This is a genomic window from Amycolatopsis minnesotensis (assembly GCF_039529815.1).
Classification (GTDB): domain Bacteria; phylum Actinomycetota; class Actinomycetes; order Mycobacteriales; family Pseudonocardiaceae; genus Amycolatopsis; species Amycolatopsis minnesotensis.
This window is the reverse complement of record NZ_BAAANN010000048.1, coordinates 33,015-54,505: the sequence shown is the minus strand read 5'-3', so window position 1 is coordinate 54,505 and position 21,491 is coordinate 33,015. Positions and strand designations below refer to the sequence as shown.

Below are 21,491 nucleotides of genomic sequence, written 5' to 3'. Positions count from 1 at the left end.
ACCGGATCATCGACGAACCCATGACCGGCCTGCCCGTCGACCTCGGTCGGGAAAACTACCGGCCGCCGAGTGCGATGCGGAAGTACCTCCACGTCACGCATCGGACGTGCAGTATGCCGGGGTGCAATCGGCCTGCCCAGTACACCGACCTCGACCACGCACAGGCTTGGAAAGACGGCGGCGGCACTGACAAAGTGAATCTCCGGCCGCTGTGCCGGGTCCACCACGTGCTGCGCGGCGAACCGGGCTGGACCTTCCTTCACCACCAACGGCACCGGCACCCTGACCGTCACCACCCCGAACGGCCGCAGCTACACCGAAGAACACCAGGTCAGTCCGTGCAGACGATGCCGGGGGCGGGCAGGGTGCGGTCGGTCAGGTAGCGGTTGGCCGCGTCCCGGATGCACTGCGAGACCATGAACATGCTGTAGTCGTCGCCTTCGCGGCTGAGCACGACGCTGCCGGGTAGCTGGCGCGCCATGGCGTAGCCCGCCGAATGCGGCGCGTAGGACTGGTGCGTCGACTGCAGGACCAGCGCGGGCGGCGAGCCCTGCACGGGGTCACCGGCGTGTACCGGCCGTGGCGGGGTCGGCCAGCCGATGCAACCCGCCATCGCGAGCGCGGAGGACACCGCGCCGCCCAGGTGCGGCGACTTTTCGGCGAGCTGCCGCTGCACCTGCGCAAGCTGGCGGTGGGAGTGGATCTGCCTCGGGGTGTCCGCGCAGGCCTGCGCGCGTTCCTGCACCACGTCGGTCGTCTTGTCGGCGGGACCCGCGAACGAGCTGGCGTCACCGGCTTGGGCCTTCGCGATCGTCTTGGCGAGCACCGGCCAGGCGACCTCGGCGAGGGTGAGGCGGTCCTGAGTGGCCGCCTGGATGTCCTCACCGGTCAGCGGGGCGCGGGTGGTGCCAGCGGGGATGGGGGTGCGGTTCGCGCCGTCGACGAGCGCGTCGTATTCGGCAGCCACGTCGTGTCCTTTTAGGACGCAGTCGGGCGCGTTCGTGCACCAGGCGGCGAAGCGGTTGAAGGAGTCTTCGGCGGCTCCCGCTTCCTGAAGTGACCAGGCGGCAGGGGACACCGTGTCGTCGACGGCGGTGTCCAGGACCATGGTTCGCAACCGGCCGGGGAACAGCTTGGCGTAGGTGCGGCCGAGCAGATCGCTGTACTGGATCCCGTACCAGTTGAGCTGCCGCTCGCCGAGTGCGGCGCGCACGGCGTCGAAGTCGCGCGCGGTGCTCGACTGGTCCATCTTCGCCACGAGGGAACCGTTGCGGCGCAAGCAGTTCTGCCCGAGCTTGCGGTTGTGGGCGACGAGTTCGGCGAAGGCGTTCCGGTCATCGGGGAAGTAGCTCAGGCCGGCGGGCTTCAGCGGTTCCGCGCAGGTGACGGGTGTGCTGTGGCCGACGCCGCGAGGGTCGACGGCGAGGACGTCGAACCGCTCGGTGAGCGCGCCGCCGAACTGCGGCAGCCTCCGCATCGCGAACCCGAGCTGCTCGATGGACGACCGGCCGAGCCCGTTGTTGAGCAGCAGGGTGCCGACGCGGTGCGCCGGGTCGCTCGCCGGTCTGAGGGTCATCGCGAGGGTGAGCTGCGAACCGTGCGGTTGCGACCAGTCCACCGGGACCTGCATCGTGCCGCACCGCATACCGGCGAAGTCGGGATCGGTGCACGCCTGCCAGTCGATCCGGGGTGCCGGTGCCGGTGCCGGTGCCGCCGTCGCGGGCACGGCACCGGCCGCGACCGTGGCCAGTGCGATCGCGAGCACCCATCGCCCTCTTCGGGAAGATCGTCTCATGATGTTACTCCAAGTCATTTTAGTTATCCTATATAACACATTGGCATGAGCCTGCCACGCCGTCAAGGCTCGCGGCCGGATGCTCTGACAGGCGCTACCGTTGGTTAGCCCTTGTAACGGAAGGAGTGGTGTCATGGCAGGCGCCGGAACATCGCCCCGTGAGCGCTACCGGACCCAGCTGCGCGCGGAGATCAAGGAGCACGCGTGGGAGCAGATCGCCACGGCGGGTGCGTCGGCGCTGTCGCTGAAGGCGATCGCCAAGCAGCTCGGGATGAGCGGTCCCGCGCTGTACCGCTACTACGCCAGCCGCGACGACCTGATCACCGAGCTGATCCGGGACGCCTACCGCAGCCTCGCCGACGCGCTCGCCGCAGGCGCGGAGGACGGCGGCCTCGCCGGTCTCGGCCACGCGCTGCGCGGCTGGGCGCTCGCGGAACCCCATCGGTACCACCTGCTCTACGGCACGCCCGTGCCCGGCTATCACGCCCCGCAGGACACCGCCGCGATCACCTCGCAGATCATGGGCACGCTGCTCGACGCCTGCCGCCCGCATGCGAAGAACGCGCCGGACACCGCGTTCGACGAGCACCTGGCCGGGCACCGGCTGATCGACGGGGAGCAGGACGCGACCGCCGCCACCGTGCACCGCGCCCTGTCGGTCTGGACCCGCCTGCACGGCGTGCTTTCACTCGAACTCGCCGGGCACTTCACCGGAATGGACTTCGACCCGGTCCGCCTGTACGAAGCCGAACTGGACAGCCTGCTGGCTCCGTAGCACGACGGCCGCTCCGGTCAGCTCTGCCGTGTTCCGGGTGGCCGCAGCACTACGAGCGCGAGCACCGCGCCCACCGCCTGCAACGCCGCGGCGACGACGAGACCGGCGGTGTATCCCGCGGCCAGCGCGGGGCCTCTGTCCACACCGGACAGCACAAGGTCCTGCTGGACCAGCGTGAGCACCAGCCCGATGAAGGCCACCCCGAACGCGCTGGCCAGTTCCCGCGAGGCGGCGAGCACGCCGGACGCGATGCCCGCGTCCTCCGCGTCGACGAGTTCGAGCGCGTAGGTGGTGATGGGCGTGGTGAACGCCGAACCCGCGCCGGCCAAGAGCAGCCCCGGCACCCGGGGGCCGACGGCGTGCTGGTCGTTCGCGATCGCCAGCGCGACCAGCCCGGCGGCGAGCACGGCAAGACCGAGGAACACCGTGCGGTGCGGTCCCAGCGCACGGGTGACCGCGGGCACGAACGGGGTGGTGCCGATGACCGCGGCCGCCACCAGTACCAGCGGCACGCCCGCGGCGGCCGGACTCGCGCCGAGAAACTCCTGATGTACCAACGGGGTGAAGAACACCACGCCGCTGATACCGAGTCCCCACAACAGGACCAGCGCGTTCGCTCCGGCGAAACCCCGGCTTCCGAGCAGCCGTGCGGGAATCAGTGGTGTGTCCGCGCGGCGTTCGACCAGCGCGGAGGCGACCAGCCCCAGTGCGCCCGCCGCACCCAGTGCCAGCGCGATCGCGGTTCCGGCCGACGTCAGCACCGAGGCCATCAGCAGGACCAGGCTCAGGGTCACCAGTACCGCGCCGAGCAGGCGCACCCGCGCCCCGTGCCGGGTCTCCTCCGGCGGTGTCCGGCTCGCCAGCACGATCGCGGCCGCGGCCACGAACGGAAGATTGCTCAGGAAGATCCAGCTCCAGTGCAGGTACTGGGCCAGCGCGCCGCCCAGCCACGGCCCGAGTGCGAGGGCAGTGGCCAGCGCGGCGGTCCAGATCGTCACCGCGACCGCGCGCCGGTCGGCAGGCAGCGCGGTCCGGACCAGGCTGAGGGTTCCCGGCACCAGGAACGCGGCAGCGACCCCTTGCGCCACCCGCGCGATGAGCAGCAACTCGGCGGATCTCGCGACGCCGCCGAGCACCGCGCCCGCGGCGAAAAGGGCGCAGCCCGCCAGCAGCAGGCGTCGCCGGCCGAAGCGGTCGAGCAGCGCGCCTGCGGTGAGCAGCAAACCGGCGTAGGGAAGGATGTACGCGATGCTGATCCACTGCAGGGTCGCCAGGCTCAGGCCGAGTTCCCTGCCGATCGACGGCGCCGCGGCCGCGATGATCGTGTTGTCCAATGTGGTCACGAACGCGATGAGCGCGACCACCGCCAGTACCGGACCGGTCCGCCGCACCCGGCTCGCGGTGGCTACCGTCGACATCGGTCGTCCACAACGGACATCATCGGCCTCATCGGGGAAAGGACGCGGCTTCACAGCGGGATGTTGCCGTGCTTCTTGGCCGGCAGGGTCTGCTTCTTGTTCCGCAGGCTCCGGAACGCCCGTGCGATTTCGAGCCGGGTCCGCGACGGCTGGATGACCATGTCGACGTAACCGCGTTCGGCCGCGAGGTACGGGCCGGCGTGCCGCTGGCGGTACTCCTCGGTCAGCCGGTGTTCGGCCGCGCCGCGCTCGCTCTCCGGCAACGCGGCCAGTTCGCGCCGGTGCAGTACGCGGACCGCGCCCTCGGCGCCCATCACCGCGATCTCCGCGGTGGGCCAGGCGAGGTTGAAGTCGGCACCGAGGTGCTTCGAACCCATCACCGCGTACCCGCCGCCGTAAGCCTTCCTGGTCACCAGCGTCACCATCGGCACGGTCGCCTCGGAATAGGCGTAGATCAGCTTCGCGCCCCGTCGGATGATGCCCGCCCGCTCCTGCGCCAGGCCGGGCAGGTAGCCGGGGACGTCGGCCAGGGTGAGCAGCGGGATGGAGAAGGCGTCGCAGAACCGGACGAACCTGGCCGCCTTCTCCGAAGCGTCGATGTCGATCACCCCGGCGTGGTGGCGCGGCTGGTTCGCCACGATGCCGGCGGTACGGCCTTCGATCCTGGCGAACGCGCAGATCATGTTGGGTGCGAAGGCGCTGTGGATTTCGGTGAACTCGCCGTCGTCCACGATCCGCGCGATCAGGTCGGTCATGTCGTAGGTCTGGTTGCCCGAGTCCGGGATGAGCCGGTCGAGTTCGAGATCGGCGGCGGTCAGGCCGGGGCTGGAGGTGTCGCCGAACTCCGGGGCGGGGTCGAGGTTGTTCGACGGCAGGAAGCCGAGCAGGGTCTGCACCCAGTCGATCGCGTCGTGCTCGTCGGTCGCGCGGTGGTGGGCGTTGCCGGAGACCTCGCTGCTGGTGGCCGGCCCGCCGAGATCCGCCGCGGTGACCCGCGCACCGGTCACCGCGCGCACCACGTCCGGCCCGGTGACGAACATGTGCGAGGTTTCGTCGACCATCACGGTGAAGTCGGTGATGGCGGGGGAGTACACCGCCCCGCCCGCGCACGGCCCCATGATCATCGAGATCTGCGGGATCACGCCGGACGCGTGTGCGTTGCGACGCCCCAGTTCCGCGTAGTGGGCGAGGGAGACCACGCCCTCCTGGATGCGCGCGCCACCGGAGTCGTTGATACCGACGATCGGGCAGCCGATGGTCATCGCCAGGTCCATCACCTTCAGCACCTTTTCGCCGAAGACCTCTCCCATGCTGCCGCCGAACACGCTGAAGTCCTGGGAGAACAGGCAGATCTGGCGACCGTCCACGGTCGCGTGCCCGGTCACCACCCCGTCCCCGTACGGCCTGCTGGCGTCCATGCCGAACTCCGCGCAGCGGTGCCTCGCGAACTGGTCGAGCTCCACAAAGGACCCGGGGTCGGCGAGCAGTTCGATCCGTTCGCGTGCGGTCAGCTTGCCCTTGGCGTGCTGCCGGTCCAGCGCGCGCTTCTCCGCGATCCGCTCCACTTCGTCGCGGCGGGCGGTGAGATCGTAGATCCGCTCGGCCGTGCCGGGGATGCCCGGTGCGCCGCCCGCGGCCGGCCGATCGGTCTCCAGGGACACGTCCTGTCACCTCCGTGTGCGGACCGGGAAGCAGAGTGGGCCGGAACGGGCCCGGCGGGCAATACCGGGCTCCGGGCTCAGGGAGAACTGTCGGGCCCGCTCATGAAACTCGCACGGGAAAAGCGGAAAAGTCAAGTCTGTGCGCCGCCGGGAAAATCTGCTCGGGGCATCCGCAACGCGCCTTCCGGTCATGCTCATGCGGGTAACAAGAATCGGCTCGCCTGATGCCGCGCGGTCGGGGAAAGTTGTTACGCCGTCAACATTCGATCCAGTGAAACCGTATTCGGACGGTGCTTCGGCGGCCACCACTGCCTGAGATGCTAAAATGCCGCCGCACTTTTGCTCACGCGGATGAGGCTTCCCCGTTCCTGTCCGGTTTGTCATGAGGACGCGCTTGACAACCCGTCACGCACGCACCAATCCTTATTTTCGGCATAAGCGCTCGATTAACTGCGCCGCGTCCGCCGGCAAACAGCGGACACGATTTGTCAGAAAATAACCCCAGCACCGTTTGCCCGTCGACCTGGAGCCTGACTGTGGTGCGAAATCCGAGCTTCGCGCGAGCGGGCTGGCGGCACGTGCGCCGGGTGCTGGACTCGCGGGTGGTCAGCGCGCTGACCGTGCCGCACGGGGTGGACCGGTACCTCGGGCTGGTCAACCCGATGTGGTCGGTGCGGGAGGTGCGGGCCGTGGTCGCCGGGGTCGCGCACCACACCGCGGACAGCGTCACCCTGACCCTGCGGCCCAACGCGAACTGGCGGGGCGCTCGCGCCGGGCAGCACGTGCGGCTCGCGGTGGAGATCGACGGCGTCCGCCGCACCCGCTGCTTCTCGGTGGCCAGTTCGGCCGACCGCGCGGACGGCACCATCGAGATCACCGCGAAGGTGAACCCGGCGGGCACGGTTTCGCGGTACCTCAAGGAAGCGGCGCGACCCGGCCTGATGGTGGCGCTTTCCCAGGCGGAGGGCGAGTTCGTGCTGCCGGAGGTGCTGCCGGAGCACGTCCTGCTGATCAGCGGCGGCAGCGGGATCACCCCGGTGATGTCGCTGGTGCGCACGCTGACCGACCGGTGCTATCCGGGCCGGATCACGTTCCTGCACTACACCCGCGCCGCGGGCGATGTCGTGTACCGGGCCGAACTCGCCGCCGCCGCGAGCTCCCGCCTCGACGTGGTGTTCTCGTGCACCGCGGAACCGGGCGCGGGCAGGCTGGACGGCCGGTTCCGCCGGGAGCACCTGCTCGAAGTGGCCCCCGGGTACGCGGACGCGATGACCTACGTGTGCGGACCGGGTCCGCTGCTGGACGCGGTCCGCGCGATGTGGGTGGAGGAGGGCATCGAAGACCGGTTGCTGGCCGAGCGGTTCACCGCCGCCGCGATCGGTGCGGACGTCCGGGACGCGGGCGGCGAACTGCGGTTCACGCGCAGCGGGATCACCACGCCGAACGACGGGCGCACGGTGCTCGAACAGGCCGAGGGGGCTGGCCTGAGCCCGCAGTTCGGCTGCCGGATGGGGGTGTGCCACTCCTGTTCGAGCGTCAAGACGAGCGGCTCGGTCCGCAACGTGCTCGACGGCGCGCTCACCACCGAGACCGGCGCGTGGATCCAGCTGTGCGTGACAGCGCCGTGCGGCGACGTCGAAGTGGACATCTGACCGGACGAAAACTGGGAAGGGAGAGGGTCAATGGCGACCCGCATTCCGCGGCTCACCCCCGAGCAGTTCGCGGCACTCGGCAGGGAACTCGACGCGCTGCGGCGGGAGCTGGCCGGTGACCTGGGGGAGCAGGACGCGGCCTACATCCGGCGCGTCGTCACCGCGCAGCAGCGGTTCGAGGTCGCCGGACGGGCGCTGCTGTGGGCAGGCTGGTTCCCGCCCGCCTGGCTCGCGGGCACGGCGGCGCTGTCGATCTCGAAGATCCTGGACAACATGGAGATCGGCCACAACGTCATGCACGGCCAGTACGACTGGATGGGCGATCCCGCGCTGAACTCGAAGATGTTCGAGTGGGACACCGTCTGCCCGGCCGAGCAGTGGCGGCACACCCACAACTACGTGCACCACACGTTCACGAACATCCTCGGCAAGGACCGCGACATCGGCTACGGCCTGCTGCGCATGATCGACGCGCAGCGGTGGCGGCCGTACTACCTCGGCAACCCCGTGTACGCGTTCGTGCTGATGCTCGCCTTCGAGTGGGGTGTGATGCTGCACGACCTGGAGATCGAGAAGCTCCGGACCGGGCGGAAGAGCTGGGCGGAGACCAAGGGCCTTCGCCGCCGGATGTGGCACAAGGGCGTCAAGCAGGCGCTCAAGGACTACGTGCTGTTCCCGGTGCTGAGCGGTCCCGGCGCGCTGGCGACGCTGACCGGGAACGCGACCGCGAACCTGGTGCGCAACCTGTGGGCGTTCAGCATCATCTTCTGCGGGCACTTCCCGGAGGGGGTCGCGGACTTCACCGAGCAGGAGTGCGAGGAAGAGACGCGCGGGCAGTGGTACTACCGGCAGATGCTCGGTTCGAGCAACATCGAGGGCGGGAAGCTGTTCCACCTCGTGGCGGGCAACCTGAGCTTCCAGATCGAACACCACCTGTTCCCGGACATCCCGGCGCGCCGCTACCAGGAGATCGCGCCGAGGGTCAGGGAGATCAGCGATCGCTACGGGCTGCGGTACAACACCGGCCCGCTGTCCCGGCAGGTCGGCAGCGTGTGGAAGAAGATCTTCCGCCTCGCGCTGCCGCCGTCGCGCAAGACCGCACCGGCCGGGCGCCGCGGGCAGCGGGTGGCGCCCGAGGCCGCGAGGGTCGCGTGATGAAAGCAGGGAACGCGCCGGAGGGAGAAGGGCAGTGGCGCGACTGGCTCGCCGCCCGGTTGTCCGCGCTGCTGGGCAGGACGGTCGCCGAGCACGAGTTCGGCCACCCGTTGCAGCAGTTCGGCGTGTCCTCCCGCGCCGCGACCACGCTGGCCGCGGAGATCGGCGCGCTGCTCGGCCGCGACCTGCCGAGCACGCTGGTCTGGACCGCGCCCACGATCACCGAGCTGGCAAGGGTGCTGGCCACCGGTACCGAAGTCCCGGACACCGCTACCGGTGTCGAGGCGCCCGACCCCGGTGAGCCGGTGGCGATCGTCGGGATGGCCTGCCGGTTCCCCGGAGCGTCCACTGTGGACGAGTACTGGTCGATGCTCGCGGAGGGCCGCTCGGCCGTCGGCGAGGTCCCGGCCGGGCGCTGGGAGCAGTTCTCGGCCGAGGCGGAAGGCTACGACGTGCCACGGCACGGCGGGTTCCTCGACGATGTCGCCGGCTTCGACGCCGAGTTCTTCGGGATCGCCCCGCGCGAGGCGGAGCTGATGGACCCGCAGCAGCGGCTGCTGCTCGAAGTGACCTGGGAGGCGCTGTCGGCCGCGGGAATCCCGCCGGAATCGTTGCGCGGCACCGACTGCGGCGTGTTCGTCGGCCTGTCCTCGACCGAGTACGCGCAGCTGACGATGACCGACCTCGGCCAGGTCGACGCCTGGTCGAGCACCGGCGCCGCGGCCTCGATCGTGGCCAACCGGGTGTCCTACGCGCTGGGTGCGCACGGCCCCAGCGTCACCGTCGACACGGCGTGCTCCTCCTCGCTGGTCGCGGTGCACCAGGCCATCGGCGCGCTCGCCTCCGGTGAAGCCGCCACGGCGGTGGTCGGCGGTGTCAACCTGTTGCTGTCCCCGGTCATCACGGCGAACTTCCGGATGGTGAACGCACTGGCGGAGGACGGGCGCTGCAAGCCGTTCGACGCCGGCGCGGACGGCATCACCCGTGGCGAGGGCTGCGGCGTCGTGGTCCTCAAGCGGCTCGGCGACGCGCGCCGGTCGGGCGACCGGATCCTGGCTGTCATCCGCGGCAGCGGGGTCAACTCCGACGGCCGTTCCAACGGGATCACGGCCCCGAACCCCGTTGCCCAGCAACGGCTTCTCGCCAGGGTCTACGCGAAGGCCGGCGTGCATCCGCGCACCGTCGACTACGTCGAGGCGCACGGCACCGGAACGCTGCTCGGCGATCCGATCGAGGCGGGCGCGCTGGCCGCGGTGCTCGGCGCGGGGCGGGCCGAAGACCGTCCGCTGCTGCTCGGCTCGGTCAAGAGCAACCTCGGTCACCTCGAAGGCGCGGCTGGTATCGCCGGGCTCATCAAGGTCGTCTCCGCGCTGTGGCGCTCGCAGATCCCGAAGAGCTTGAACTTCACCACTCCCAACCCGCACATCGACTTCGCGGCGGGGCGGCTCGGCGTCGTCACGGGCACCACCGAGTGGCCCCGGTATCCCGGCCTCGCCCGTGCCGGGGTGTCGTCGTTCGGCTTCGGCGGCACCAACGCGCACGTGGTGCTGGAGGAGTGGCCGCGCGCCGGGCATTCCCGCCGCTTTCCGGGTTCCCGCAAGGAAGTCGTCGCGCTGTCGGCGGCCTCACCCGAGCGTCTGCGGTCCCGCGCCCGCGCGCTCGCGGACTGGCTCGACGACGGCGTTGACCTGACCGATCTCGCGTCGGCGCTGGTGCACGGCGAAGATCCGGCGCGGGCACGCGTCGCCATCCCCGCCGGGGACCACGACGAGCTGCGGGCGCGGTTGCGCGCCTTCGCCGAGCGCCAGCACGTCCAGGCCAAGGCGATCGACGGGATCACCGAACCGGTGTTCGTGTTCACCGGCTACGGCTCCGGGTGGCCCGCGATGGGCAGGCGGCTACTGGCCGAGGAGCCCGCGTTCGCCGATGCCGTGCGGGATCTGGACGGCGTGTTCGCGGAGATCGCAGGCGCCCCGCTGTCGTCGCTGCTCGACGGCGAGGGGAGCGACGACACCCTGGGCACCCGGCAGCTCGCCCTCTTCGGCATCCAGGTCGCGCTCGCCGGACTGTGGCGGGCCCACGGGGTGCGCCCCTCGGCCGTCATCGGTCACTCGATGGGCGAGGTGGCGGCGGCGGTCGCGGTGGGCGCACTGTCCACAGCGGACGGTGTGCGGGTGATGGTGCACCGGGCCGCGTTGCTGGAAGACCTGGAAGCCGAAGGCGCCGGCGCGATGGCCGTGGTGGAACTGTCCCCGGCGGAGCTGGCCGAACTCGGTCCGCGGTTCCCCGAGGTGACCGTCGCCGTGCACGCCTCGCCGTCGCAGTGCACGATCAGCGGTCCCGCGGACCAGGTCGCCGGGCTCGCGGCGCACGTGCACGACCTCGGCAGGCTGAGCAAAGTGCTGCCGGTCCACGGGGCGGGTCATTCGGTTGCGGTGGAACGGAAGCTGGCGGAATTCCGCGAAGCCCTGGAGCCGCTGCCCCCCGGGGAATCGAGCACGACCTGGTACTCCACGGTGCTGGACGATCCCCGGCAGCGGCCCGCCTTCGACATCGGGTACTGGGCCGCGAACCTGCGCAGGCCGGTGCGCTTCACCCAGGCACTCGCCTGCGCGATGCGCGACGGCCACCGCGCCTTCGTGGAGATCTCACCGCACCCGATCGCGAGCGCGGCGGTCGAGCAGACGGCCGATTCGCTCGGGTACACCGATCTCGCGACGATCGCGACCCTGCACCGCGATCCGGACGGCACCACGGACGGATTCGCCGCCGCGCTCGCCGAGACGCACGCGCTCGGGCATCCGGACGTGCTGTCGCGGCGGTACCCGGAGCGGGTGGTGATCGATCTTCCGCCCCTGGTGTGGCAGCACAAGCGGTACTGGGTGGCACCGGGCGCCGCGACCGCGCGGCGCGGGCACCCTTTCCTCGGTGACCGGGTCGAGCTACCGGAGACCGACCGGTCCCTGTGGCGGGGCGAGGTCGGCACCACCCCGCATCCCTGGCTGGCGGAGTGCACCGCGCACGGCGTCCCGGTCCTGCCCGGCGCCGGTTTCGCCGAGCTGATGCTGGCCGCGGCGAAGGAACTCCTGCCCCGGCGGAAAGAGCTGGAACTGCGCGAGGTCGTGCTGCACCGGATCCTGCCCTTGGCCGGGCGCACCGAGGTGTCGGTGTCCGCGGTCCCCGAGCGGGGGCAGGTTGTGCGGCTGTCGGTGTTCGCCCGCTCGGGCGGCGGCTGGGCACTGCACGCGGAAGCCACCGCGGCGACCACCACGCGGCTCCCATCGTCCCGTGTGGAGCCCGCCGATCTGACCGTCGACATCGAGTTTCCCCGTGGCGCGGCCGGTTCCGGTTTCGTGCTGCCGCCGGTGCTGGGTGACGCGTGCGTGCGCGCGGTGGCCGCCGCCGCGGGTGATGGCGTGTGGCTGGCCACCCGGTTCGCCGGAGTACGGCTGTACGGCGATCTCCGCCGCGCCGCCAAAGCCACCGTCTCGATGCACCCCGGCTCGGCGGGTGAGCGGACCGGCTCCGTCCGGGTGCTCGACCGCGACGAAACCGTGCTGGCCGAGTTCGATCGCGTCACCGTGATCCCGCTGAACCGCCGCGATGTGCCGTTCACCCCCGAAAGACTTGCCTACCAGGCCGAATGGGTACCGCGCGAGCTGGTGTCCACTGTGGTCACTGGGTGCCGGGATTGGGTTGTGCTGCACGCGGACGACAAGGACACCCGGCGCGAGCTGACCGCGATCGCGGGTCGGCTCGGTGAGCTGGGGCACGGCGTGCTGCCCGTCCCGCTGACGCGGCGCGATGAGCTGGTGATCCACGACGGTATCGGCGGCGTGGTGCTGCTTCCCGGAATCCCCGCCTCACCCGCCGGTCTCGGCGACGCACGCGAGCTGACCCTCGCCGTCGCCGAGATCGTGCGCACCCTGACCGGCCTCGACCGCACCCCGCCCCGGTTGTGGCTGGCCACAAGGGGTGCCGCGGTGGTGCACCCCGGCGAGACCGGGCACCCCGGTCTCGCCGCGGTGCGCGGGCTGATCCGCGTGCTGGCCTTCGAACACCCGGAGCTGCGGGCGAGCTGGGTCGATTTCGGCCGCACCGCCGATCTGGTCCGGGAACTGGTTGCGGACCAGGCCGAGGACGAGTCGGCGTGGCGGGACGGCCACCGGTTCACCAGGACACTGACCAGGGCCGCGCTGTCCACTTCGGACGAAGCGCCGCCGGTGGTGCGCGACGGCGCGTACCTGATCACCGGTGGCCTCGGCGGTCTCGGGCTCGCCGCGGCCCGATGGCTCGCCGAACGCGGCGCCACCAGGATCGTGCTGTCCGGGCGACGGGAACCATCCGCGACGGCGAGGGCGGCCATCGACGGCATCCGGGAATCCGGCACGCAGATCGAGGTGGTGACCGGCGACATCGCCGAACCAGGGGTCGCCGAGCTGATGGTGCGCGCCGCCACCGCCGACGGCACGCCCCTGCGAGGTGCCCTGCACGCCGCCGGGGTGCTCGCCGACGGCGCGGTGCTGTCGATGGGCGCGGACGAGGTGGCCACGGCGTGGCGGGCCAAGACCGAGGGCGCGCTCCGCTTGCACGAGGCGTGCGCGGGCCTGCACCCGGATTGGTGGCTGGCGTATTCCTCGGCCGCCGCCCTGTTCGGTTCACCCGGCCAAGCCGCCTACGCGACCGCCAACGCCTGGCTCGACGCGTTCACCGCGTGGCGGCGTGGCCACGGGCTGCCCGCCACCACGATCCAATGGGGAGCGTGGGCCGAAGTCGGCGGCGCCGCGGACAGCCACAACCCGATCCTCGAACCGATGCCACCCGAGGAGGGGCTGACCGCGCTCGCGGCCGTGCTCGCCTCCGCCCGCGGGGCCACGGCCATCACGCGGCTGGACATCGGGGCCGTCCTGGACCTGTTCCCCCGCCTGGCCGAACGGCCGTTCTTCGCGGAACTGGCCACCCGATCGCCCGCCGGTCCCGGGCCGTGGTCCGGCGTCGACGCCCTGCGCGCGCTCGCCGCCGACGACCCGGACCGGGCGCACGCCGTCGTCCGCGGCCACCTCCTGTCCGTGGTCGCCGAGATGATGGGGCTGGACGCGACCCTTCTCGACCCGCGAGCCCCGCTGACTTCCCTCGGGCTGGACTCGCTGCTGGCCATGCGCGCACGCGCGACCATCGAGCGCGACTTCGGGTCGACCGTCCCGCTGCCCCTGCTGCTGCGCGGGGCGAGCCTGGACGACCTGTCCGAGCACCTCGCGGGCGGATTCCGCCCGGCAGGCGCGGCCGTACCGGCACCGGGCAGGCGGCTGGGCGGACCGGGCACCCGTGACCTGGCCGAGCGCTGGATGGCGTTGCGCTGGCGCCAGGTTCTCGGCGACCACGAGTTCTCGGTGGACGTGCCGTTCCCCGAAACCGGGGACGGCGAACGATTGCGCGCCGCCGTTTCGGCGGAGCTTGGCCGCGAAGTCACGACGACGGACCTGTTCTCGGTGCCCACCATCGCCGGGATGGCGAACGTGGTGCGCGCCGAACTGGAAGGGCACGGCGACGGGCCGGTGCGCCTGCTGCGCGGCGACGGGACCAGCCCGGCGCTGTTCCTCTTCCACGCGGCGGGCAGCCCGACCGCGGTGTACCGGCCGCTGGTCCGGCTGCTGGACGCCGACGTGACCTGCTACGGCATGGAACGCCTCGACGAGCTGGATTCCGTGCCGGACAAGGCCGCGCGGTACGTGGAGCTGATCCGCGAACACCAGCCGCACGGGCCGTACCGGCTCGGCGGCTGGTCCTTCGGCGGCCTGCTCGCCTTCGAGGTGGCGCGGCAGCTCACCGGAGCCGGCGCCGAGATCGAACTGCTCACCCTGATCGACACCATCCTTCCCCTGCGCTCGGCCGAGCACTCCCCGGACGAGGTGCTCCAGGCGAGGCTGCACCGGTTCATCGACTACATCGAGCAGACCTACCAGGTCGACCTCGGGCTGCCCCGCCACGAACTCGCCGCGCTCGGGGAGGACGAACGGAACGAGGTCGTGCTGGGGCGGCTGGCCGAACGGGTCGCGGGCATGGGCAAGGCGGTGCTCGAACACCAGCAAACGTCCTATCTGGACGCGAGGATCGCGGAAAACTACACCCCGGCTGGCTATCCCGGCCCGGTGCTGCTGTTCCGCGCCAAGGACCCGCATCCGCTGACCACCACGCTCGACCCCCGCTACCTGCGCACCGACGACGCACTCGGCTGGGACGAGTTCTGCCCGGCGCTCGAAATCGTGCGGGTGCACGGCGACCACATCAGCGTGATCGACCCGCCCCACGTCGCGGTGATCGCGGACCGGCTTTCCGCACTGCTTCCAGGCCCGAGGAGATGAGAACGAAATGACCCGAACTCGCAGACCCGTGCCGATCGTCGCGGCGGTCGTCGCGCTGGCGGCAGGTGCGCTCATGTCGATCGGCGCGGCCACCGCGGCGCCGTCCCCGTCTCCGAAGCAGGCCGCGGTCGCCGACGACGGCGCCAAGGTGGTCGCGGAGAAGCAGATCGACACGCGCACCCTCGACCTCGAGATCCAGTCACCGGCGCTGGGCGCGAACGCGAAGGTGCGGTTGCTGCTGCCGAAGGGCTGGATGAGGGGTTCGTCGCAGACCTGGCCCGCGCTGTGGCTGCTGCACGGGTGCTGCGCTGTCGAGGACTACGAGTCCTGGACCAGGTACACCGATGTCGCGAAGTTCACCGAGGACAAACCGGCGATCGTCGTCATGCCGAGCGCGGGCAAGATCGGCATGTACAGCGAATGGTGGAACTACGGCCTGTCCGCCAAGCCGGACTGGCGGGCGTTCCACATGACCGAGGTCTGGCAGATCCTGCAACGGGGATACGGCACGGGCGCGAAGAGTTCCGTCGCCGGCCTGTCGATGGGCGGCTACGGCGCCATGGAGTACGCCACCCGGTATCCGGGCAGGTTCGGCGCCGCCGCTTCGTACAGCGGCGCGGTCGACGTGCTGGCCCCCGGTATCCCCGAGGTCACCCAGCTCAACATGATCGCGCAGGGATTCCCCATCTGGGGTGTGCTGTGGGGCGATCCGTGGTCGCAGCGGGCGCGGTGGGAGGACCACGATCCGGCCTTCAAGACGGACAAGCTGCGCGGTACCAAGCTGTACGTCTCCGCGGGCAACGGCGACACCGGGCCGCTGGACGATCCCGCGGGTCCACCGGCCGCGGGCGGGCTGCTCGAAAGCGTCGCGTTGTCGAATTCCCGGGGCTTCACCGACAAGCTCACGCAGAACGGGGTTCCGGTCACGGTCGACTGGTACGGCGCCGGCACGCACACCTGGCCGTACTGGCAGTTCGCCCTGCACCGCTCCTGGCCGATCCTGGCCAGCGGCATGGGCATCTGAGACCCAGCACCGAATCGAGGGAGGAAGCTCATGACGACGACCCCGGAACAGCAGCGGAGCCACGGTTCCGCGCACACCCTGGACGAGTCACTGCCGTCGGCGCTGGCGCGATGGGCCGCGCTGCAGGGCGACGAGCGCGCGGTCGCCTTCGTCGACTACCGGACCAGTCAGGCCGGAGCCATCACCTCGATGACCTGGCGTGAGCTGAACGACCGGGTCGACGCCGTCGCGGCGTGGTGCCAGCGGCACGCGAACCGGGGAGATCGCGCGGCCGTGCTGGTCCCGCAGTCGGTGGACTACGTGGCCGCCTTCCTCGGCGTGCTGCGCGCCGGGCTGGTCGCGGTGCCCATGTACGAGCCGAACCCGTTGCCGGGCCACGCGGAACGTCTCGTCACGGTGCTCACCGACTGCGCGCCGACGCTCGTGCTGACCACCCGCGACCACGCGGACGCGGTGGAGGGCTTCCTCACCGAACACGAGATGTCCGTGCCGAGGTTGCTCGCCGTCGACGTGCTTCCCCTGCTGTCCGAAAAGGACTACGAACCACCACGGCTGGCGGCGGACGACCTCGCGTACCTGCAGTACACCTCGGGTTCGACGCGGAACCCGGCCGGGGTGATGATCACGCACGGCAACGTGATGGCCAACGCCAGGCAGGGCGTCGAGGCGTACCAGGGCGAACGGGGCCGCAGCACGGTGGTGAGCTGGCTGCCGCTGTTCCACGACATGGGGCTGGTGGTCGGCATCGCCTCCCCGATCGCGGGAGGCTTTCCCGCCGTGCTGATGGATCCGATCGCGTTCCTGGCTCAGCCGACCAGGTGGCTCCAGGTGCTGTCCACGGTGGACGGTGCCGCGATCACCGCCGCGCCCAACTTCGCCTACGGCTACGTCGCCGCGCGCACCAAGGAACAGGACAAGGAGTCGCTGCGCCTCGACCACGTCGTCACCTTCGGCGACGGCAGCGAACCGGTAGTTCCGTCCACGCTGGACACCTTCTACAGTGCGTTCGCCCGCTGCGGCGCCGAACCGAGGATGCACCGCCACACCTACGGGCTGGCCGAGGCCGTGGTGATGGTCTCGGTGTCCCCGGCCGGCGCCCCGCCCCGGCGGCAGGGCTTCGACCGGGTCAGCTTGGCCGCGGGCCGCGCCGTCGAAGTGGCGCAGGGCGCCGAGTCGAGCTCCACGCTGGTGTCCGCAGGGCAGCCGGTCGGGCAGCGGCTGAGGATCGCCGACCCGCGCACCGCGACCGTCCTGCCCGACGGGCGGGTCGGCGAGATCTGGTCCAGCGGGCCGAACGTGGGCACGGGATACTGGCGAAGGGAAGAAGAATCGGCGCACGTGTTCGAGGCAAGGCTGTCCGATGAGGACGGTCGTGCGGTCGAACCCCATCCCGGGCGGCCGGGCTGGCTGCGCACCGGTGACCTCGGCGTGGTGGTCGGCGGCGACCTGTTCATCACCGGCCGGATCAAGGACCTGATCATCGTGGACGGGCGCAACCACTACCCGCAGGACGTCGAACACACCGTGGAACAGGCACATCCGGCGATCCGGCGCCATGCCGCCGCCGCATTCTCCGTGCCGGGAGAGCACGGCGAACAGGCCGTGGTGGTGGCCGAGCGGGCCAGGCAGGTGCCGTCGGAAGAACTGGACCGGGCCGAGGTGGCGGCCGCGGTCAGGGCAGCCGTCTCCGCGCACCACGGACTCGCCCTGCGCGACGTACTGGTGGTCGAACCCGGTGAGCTGTCCCGCACCTCCAGCGGCAAGATCCGGCGATCCGGCTGCCGCACGCGGTACGTGGACGGTTCGTTCGGCACCCTCGGCTGAATCCGATCATGGACTCCGCCGGCGGCACCGAAACCGCGACAACGTCCACATCGGACCCGACGACCCCGCCGTTCGCGCGGCTCCCGGTATCGGGCATCGCGGCCGCCGTCGGCGTGGTGCTGCTGGCGGTCAGCGCCAAGTTCGGCTACTTCGGGGACGAGCTGTACTTCCTCGCCTCGGCGAAGCACCACCCGGCATGGGGGTACGCGGACAATCCGTGGCTGCTGCCCGAACTGGCCAGGCTGGCCGACGCGGTGTTCCCCGGATCGGTGCTCGGCCTGCGGCTGCTGCCCCTGCTGCTCACCTCGGCCGGGGTGGTGCTGGCGGCGCTGATCGTCAGGGAGTTCGGCGGCGGCACCAGGGCGCAGGTCCTGACCGCGGGCGCCTACGCGCTGTCCTGGCAGCTGCTCGCCTCCGGGCACGTGCTCGCCACGTCCACTGTGGACCCGTTCTGCTGGGTGCTGGTCAGCTGGCTGGTGGCGCGCTGGGTGCGGACCAGGTCCGATCGGCTGCTGCTCTTCGCCGGGCTGGCCACCGCGGTCGCCATGCAGGGCAAGTTCCTGATCTTCGTGCTGTGGCTCGCGCTGGTCGCGGGCGCGCTCATCGCCGGGCCGAGAACGCTGCCCGCCCGGCCCGCGCTGTGGGCGGGCGGCGCGGTCACCGTGCTGGCCACCACGCCGACCCTGATCTGGCAGGCGCGGCACGGCTGGCCGTATCTGCTGATGCAGTCGGTGGTCACCGAGCAGAACGACCGGCTGCTCGGGGGAGCGCTCGCGACCGTTCCGCTGGCGGTGCTGATGGCCGGGCTCCTGCCCGGTGCTTTCCTTGCCTGCCACGGGTTGTTCCAGTTGCTGCGCGCGCCGGAGCTGCGCGCCTACCGGCTCTTCGGCTGGGCCACCGTACTGGCCACCGCGTTCTTCCTGGTCACCGCGGACCGGTACTACTACCTGGCCGGGCTGTACGCGGTCCTGTTCGCGGCCGCCGCGGTCCGGATCGAACGGCGGCCTCCCGCGCGCTGGTGGCGCTGGGTGCCCACCTGGCCGGTGTACCTGCTCGCCGTCCCGCTGGCGGTCTACCTCGCACTGCCCGTGCGGCCCGCGACCGGGTTCACCGGGATCACCATGCTGGACCACGTTTCCGGCGGCAGCTACGGCTGGCCGGAACTCGTGGACACCGCGGCGGCGGCCTATCGCGAACTGCCGCCGCGGACGCGTGCGGACACCGTCGTGATGGGCGACTCCTACTGGCAGGCCGGCGCGCTGGACGTCTACGGGCCGGAACGCGGGCTGCCACCGGCGTACGGGCCCGAACGCGGATACTGGTACGCGGGCGCGCCACCGGACACCACGAAGCAGGTGCTCTACGTCGGCGGGGAGGCGAGCGGGCTCGGCCGGTTCTTCGGGGAGGTCAGGCAGGCGGGCGTGGTGCGGCTTGGCGTCGGCGTGCCCATCGCCAACGAGGGCGTGCCGGTCTGGGTGTGCACCCGCCCGCTGGCCCCGTGGCCCGCACTCTGGGATCGGATGCACCGGCCGTGACCCGTGGAGGTGGTGCGTTCCGAAACACGCGACCTCACATGACCGGCTGGCGTCGCGCGAGGCGCTGCTCGAACGAACCGACAGGGGTGTGTCGCATACGGCCGTAGGACGACTGGCCAAGTGTCCGCTCGCTGGTGATCAGCACCGGACATTCGGGATTTCCGGGCAGCGGCGGCCGGACGTGCCGTCACGGTTCAGCTCGGGGCCGTGCAGCTCAACCACGAGTTCGGCGGTCAGGTTTGCCAGGTGACGGGGAGGGTGGTGGGGCGGATGAACATGGAGTCGGTGTCGAAGGGGATTTCGTAGTCGGGCACGGCGAGTTCGAGGGTGGGGAATCGTTGGAACAGGCGTTGGTAGGCGATGGTGAGGATCATGCGGGCTTGGTTGGCGCCGATGCAGTAGTGCGGGCCGGCGCCGAAGGTGGGGTCGGCGTTTTCGTCGCGGTGGATGTCGAATTTGGCGGGGTTGTGGTAGTGGCCGGGGTCCCAGGTGGCGCCGAGCATGGTGGCGCAGACCGCGTCCCCTCGGTGGATGGTGATGCCGTGCAGGTCCACGTCTTCGAGGGCGATGCGGGGGAGGCCGAGGACACCGTTGTGGTGGTAGCGAAGGACTTCTTCGGCCGCGCGGGGCCACAGTTCGGGGTTCTTCCGGCAGTCGCGTAGCTGGTTTCCGTGCAGCAGCAGGGTGAGCGGGCCGGTTGCCATGGGGGAGACGAGCGATTCGACGCCGGTGACCATGAGGTAGGAGGCGGTGCCGTGCAGTTCGTCGGCACTGATGGTGCCGTGCTCGTGGGCGGTGAGCAGCGCGCCGATGGGGTCGTCGCGGTGCTCGGGTGGGTCGTGGCGCCGGGAGTCGATGATCTGGCTGGTGAATCCGGCGATGGCGGTGGTCGCGTCGGTCATGGTGGCCGGGTTGTCGACGAAGGTGGTCTGGATGGCGAAGTTGTCCACGAACGCGGCGCGGAGGTCGGGGTCGACGTGCAGCAGGGCGCAGGCGATCGCCGGGGGCAGTGGTGCGGCGAACGTGTCGACGAGATCGGCGGGGTTCGGTGCGGCGGCCAGTGTGTCGAGGGCGTCGTCGACCAGGCCGGTGACGACCGGGACGTAGCGTTCGGTGGCGGTGCGGGTGTAGTAGGGCGCGACGATCCGGCGGATGCGGGTGTGCTCGGGTGGGTCGAGGTTGAAGATCGATCCGGGGACGGCGGTGAAGTCTTCCCCGACGAGGCGGGGCGCGCCCGCGAACGCGAGGTCGCGGGAGAAGCGCCGGTCGGCCAGCACGGCCGCGATGTCGTCTTTGCGGGTGATCATCCAGGCGCGGACGCCGGAGGGCAGCAGCACCGGGCACACCGGGTGGTGCTTGCGGGCCCAGTGCACCAGCGGGGGTGGCGTGCCCAGCGGGCCACGCGGGAACGGGTAGCGCAGTGGCAGTTCGGTGTCGCGCACGGGCGTGGTGTTCATCGCGGGGTGCCTTCCGTGCGTGGCGATTCGGTGGCGGGAGTGGCGATCGCGAAGCCCTGGTGGGGGCACAGGCCGATGGCGTCGGTGGCGCCGGAGAGCAGCGGGTCGGCCAACGGGATGTGGCGGTGGTAGAGCACCAGGGAGGAGGACTTCCCGAAGATGCCGGGTGCGTCGGCGAGCAGCGGCAGTTCGGCGAGTGCGTAGCGGGCGGCGATCGCCAGCTGGTCCGCGGTCGGCGGGGTGCGCTCGGCCACGTCGCCGGGCACCGAGCGCAGGGCTTGCTCGGCGACGGCGTGGCACGCGGCGCGCAGCGCCGGCTCGCGCTGGTAGCCCGCGCGGGCGGTGCGCAGCAGGTACCGGTAGCGGCGACGGCCGCACAGACTGGTGGTGGTGTGCAGGTGCTGCTCACCCGGACCGGCGCTGGCGAGTGCGCGCCGGGCGGGTACCCGCAACTTGACCACCGCCCGCCGGGCCCGGCGCACCGCCTGCAGGGGCGGGATTCCGGCGGCGACGAGGGTGTAGGCCGATTCGTAGCTGGGGATGACCACGTCGATCGCGGTGAACGCGCGCGCGGCCCAGCCGATCAGAGCCTCGACCCGGCGGGGCGAGAAGTAGCTGTTCCACACCGACAAGCCGATCACCGCGTGTTCGGCCTGATCCCAGACCCGGGCACAGCGCTCGGTGTAGGGCGAGACATGGAACTCCTGAGACATGCGGGTTCTCCTTTCGCTGGCATGAGGGCACGCCTGCGCGGCGGTAGGCGCGACCGGAGCGGGGGCGCTACCGTCGAACCGACGCAGCACCGGATCCGGGGACCGGACGGGAGACGAGCG

At 71.1% G+C, this 21,491-nt stretch carries 13 protein-coding genes; 8 read left to right on the top strand and 5 right to left on the bottom strand.

Features of this window, described 5'->3' with window-relative positions; all coding sequences use genetic code 11:
- The first annotated feature begins 20 nt into the window (after nt 1-20).
- Complete coding sequence (locus ABD256_RS44570; protein ID WP_425546596.1) at nt 21-383, top strand: HNH endonuclease signature motif containing protein; 363 nt, start codon at nt 21-23, stop codon at nt 381-383.
- On the opposite strand, the gene ABD256_RS38890 is transcribed toward ABD256_RS44570, so the two are convergent.
- Nucleotides 332-1,795 carry an alpha/beta fold hydrolase gene (locus tag ABD256_RS38890; protein WP_344430461.1) on the bottom strand — a complete coding sequence of 488 codons (1,464 nt, stop codon included), beginning with the start codon at nt 1,793-1,795 and terminating at the stop codon, nt 332-334. The two genes, ABD256_RS44570 and ABD256_RS38890, sit on opposite strands and share 52 nt — an antisense overlap.
- A gap of 133 nt (nt 1,796-1,928) precedes the next feature.
- Between ABD256_RS38890 and ABD256_RS38885 the strand changes: the two genes are divergently transcribed.
- Nucleotides 1,929-2,570, top strand: coding sequence for a TetR/AcrR family transcriptional regulator (locus ABD256_RS38885; protein ID WP_344430460.1), 642 nt, complete (start codon nt 1,929-1,931; stop codon nt 2,568-2,570).
- A 17-nt stretch (nt 2,571-2,587) separates the two neighbouring features.
- Here the strand turns inward: ABD256_RS38885 and ABD256_RS38880 are convergent, their stop codons facing one another.
- Both ABD256_RS38880 and ABD256_RS38875 read right to left on the bottom strand, forming a co-directional pair.
- Nucleotides 2,588-3,988: an MFS transporter gene (locus tag ABD256_RS38880; protein WP_344430458.1), complete on the bottom strand. Its 1,401-nt coding sequence runs from the start codon at nt 3,986-3,988 to the stop codon at nt 2,588-2,590.
- Between the two features lie 50 nt (nt 3,989-4,038).
- Nucleotides 4,039-5,649, bottom strand: coding sequence for an acyl-CoA carboxylase subunit beta (locus tag ABD256_RS38875; RefSeq protein ID WP_344430457.1), 1,611 nt, complete (start codon nt 5,647-5,649; stop codon nt 4,039-4,041).
- Nucleotides 5,650-6,188: 539 nt separating this feature from the next.
- Between ABD256_RS38875 and ABD256_RS38870 the strand changes: the two genes are divergently transcribed.
- The 6 genes from ABD256_RS38870 to ABD256_RS38845 are packed head-to-tail and all read left to right on the top strand — an operon-like array spanning nt 6,189 to nt 19,201.
- Entirely contained in the window at nt 6,189-7,301 is a 1,113-nt protein-coding gene (locus ABD256_RS38870; protein WP_344430455.1) for a ferredoxin reductase, read from the top strand.
- A gap of 30 nt (nt 7,302-7,331) precedes the next feature.
- The gene (locus ABD256_RS38865) at nt 7,332-8,456 is read left to right on the top strand and encodes a fatty acid desaturase family protein (RefSeq protein WP_344430453.1); all 1,125 of its coding nucleotides are present in this window, start codon (nt 7,332-7,334) and stop codon (nt 8,454-8,456) included.
- Nucleotides 8,456-14,818, top strand: coding sequence for an SDR family NAD(P)-dependent oxidoreductase (locus ABD256_RS38860; protein ID WP_344430451.1), 6,363 nt, complete (start codon nt 8,456-8,458; stop codon nt 14,816-14,818). The genes ABD256_RS38865 and ABD256_RS38860 overlap by 1 nt, the downstream gene beginning before the upstream one ends.
- Before the next feature lie 7 nt (nt 14,819-14,825).
- Nucleotides 14,826-15,842 (top strand): alpha/beta hydrolase, encoded by a 1,017-nt coding sequence (locus ABD256_RS38855; protein ID WP_344430449.1) that lies wholly within the window; start codon nt 14,826-14,828, stop codon nt 15,840-15,842.
- Between the two features lie 30 nt (nt 15,843-15,872).
- Nucleotides 15,873-17,666 carry a fatty acyl-AMP ligase gene (locus ABD256_RS38850; protein ID WP_344430447.1) on the top strand — a complete coding sequence of 598 codons (1,794 nt, stop codon included), beginning with the start codon at nt 15,873-15,875 and terminating at the stop codon, nt 17,664-17,666.
- A gap of 8 nt (nt 17,667-17,674) precedes the next feature.
- Nucleotides 17,675-19,201 (top strand): ArnT family glycosyltransferase, encoded by a 1,527-nt coding sequence (locus ABD256_RS38845; protein ID WP_344430445.1) that lies wholly within the window; start codon nt 17,675-17,677, stop codon nt 19,199-19,201.
- A 233-nt stretch (nt 19,202-19,434) separates the two neighbouring features.
- On the opposite strand, the gene ABD256_RS38840 is transcribed toward ABD256_RS38845, so the two are convergent.
- Both ABD256_RS38840 and ABD256_RS38835 read right to left on the bottom strand, forming a co-directional pair.
- Nucleotides 19,435-20,658, bottom strand: coding sequence for a cytochrome P450 (locus ABD256_RS38840; protein WP_344430443.1), 1,224 nt, complete (start codon nt 20,656-20,658; stop codon nt 19,435-19,437).
- Entirely contained in the window at nt 20,655-21,371 is a 717-nt protein-coding gene (locus ABD256_RS38835) for a tRNA-dependent cyclodipeptide synthase (protein WP_344430441.1), read from the bottom strand. The genes ABD256_RS38840 and ABD256_RS38835 overlap by 4 nt, the downstream gene beginning before the upstream one ends.
- Between the last annotated feature and the right edge of the window lie 120 nt (nt 21,372-21,491).

What these genes read in the sequence shown, in the direction of transcription:
- ABD256_RS44570 (WP_425546596.1), top strand. Translation starts at nt 21, where the DNA reads ATGACCGGCCTGCCCGTCGACCTCGGTCGGGAAAACTACCGGCCGCCG.
- ABD256_RS38890 (WP_344430461.1), bottom strand. Translation starts at nt 1,795, where the DNA reads ATGAGACGATCTTCCCGAAGAGGGCGATGGGTGCTCGCGATCGCACTG.
- ABD256_RS38885 (WP_344430460.1), top strand. Translation starts at nt 1,929, where the DNA reads ATGGCAGGCGCCGGAACATCGCCCCGTGAGCGCTACCGGACCCAGCTG.
- ABD256_RS38880 (WP_344430458.1), bottom strand. Translation starts at nt 3,988, where the DNA reads ATGTCGACGGTAGCCACCGCGAGCCGGGTGCGGCGGACCGGTCCGGTA.
- ABD256_RS38865 (WP_344430453.1), top strand. Translation starts at nt 7,332, where the DNA reads ATGGCGACCCGCATTCCGCGGCTCACCCCCGAGCAGTTCGCGGCACTC.
- ABD256_RS38860 (WP_344430451.1), top strand. Translation starts at nt 8,456, where the DNA reads ATGAAAGCAGGGAACGCGCCGGAGGGAGAAGGGCAGTGGCGCGACTGG.
- ABD256_RS38855 (WP_344430449.1), top strand. Translation starts at nt 14,826, where the DNA reads ATGACCCGAACTCGCAGACCCGTGCCGATCGTCGCGGCGGTCGTCGCG.
- ABD256_RS38850 (WP_344430447.1), top strand. Translation starts at nt 15,873, where the DNA reads ATGACGACGACCCCGGAACAGCAGCGGAGCCACGGTTCCGCGCACACC.
- ABD256_RS38845 (WP_344430445.1), top strand. Translation starts at nt 17,675, where the DNA reads ATGGACTCCGCCGGCGGCACCGAAACCGCGACAACGTCCACATCGGAC.
- ABD256_RS38840 (WP_344430443.1), bottom strand. Translation starts at nt 20,658, where the DNA reads ATGAACACCACGCCCGTGCGCGACACCGAACTGCCACTGCGCTACCCG.
- ABD256_RS38835 (WP_344430441.1), bottom strand. Translation starts at nt 21,371, where the DNA reads ATGTCTCAGGAGTTCCATGTCTCGCCCTACACCGAGCGCTGTGCCCGG.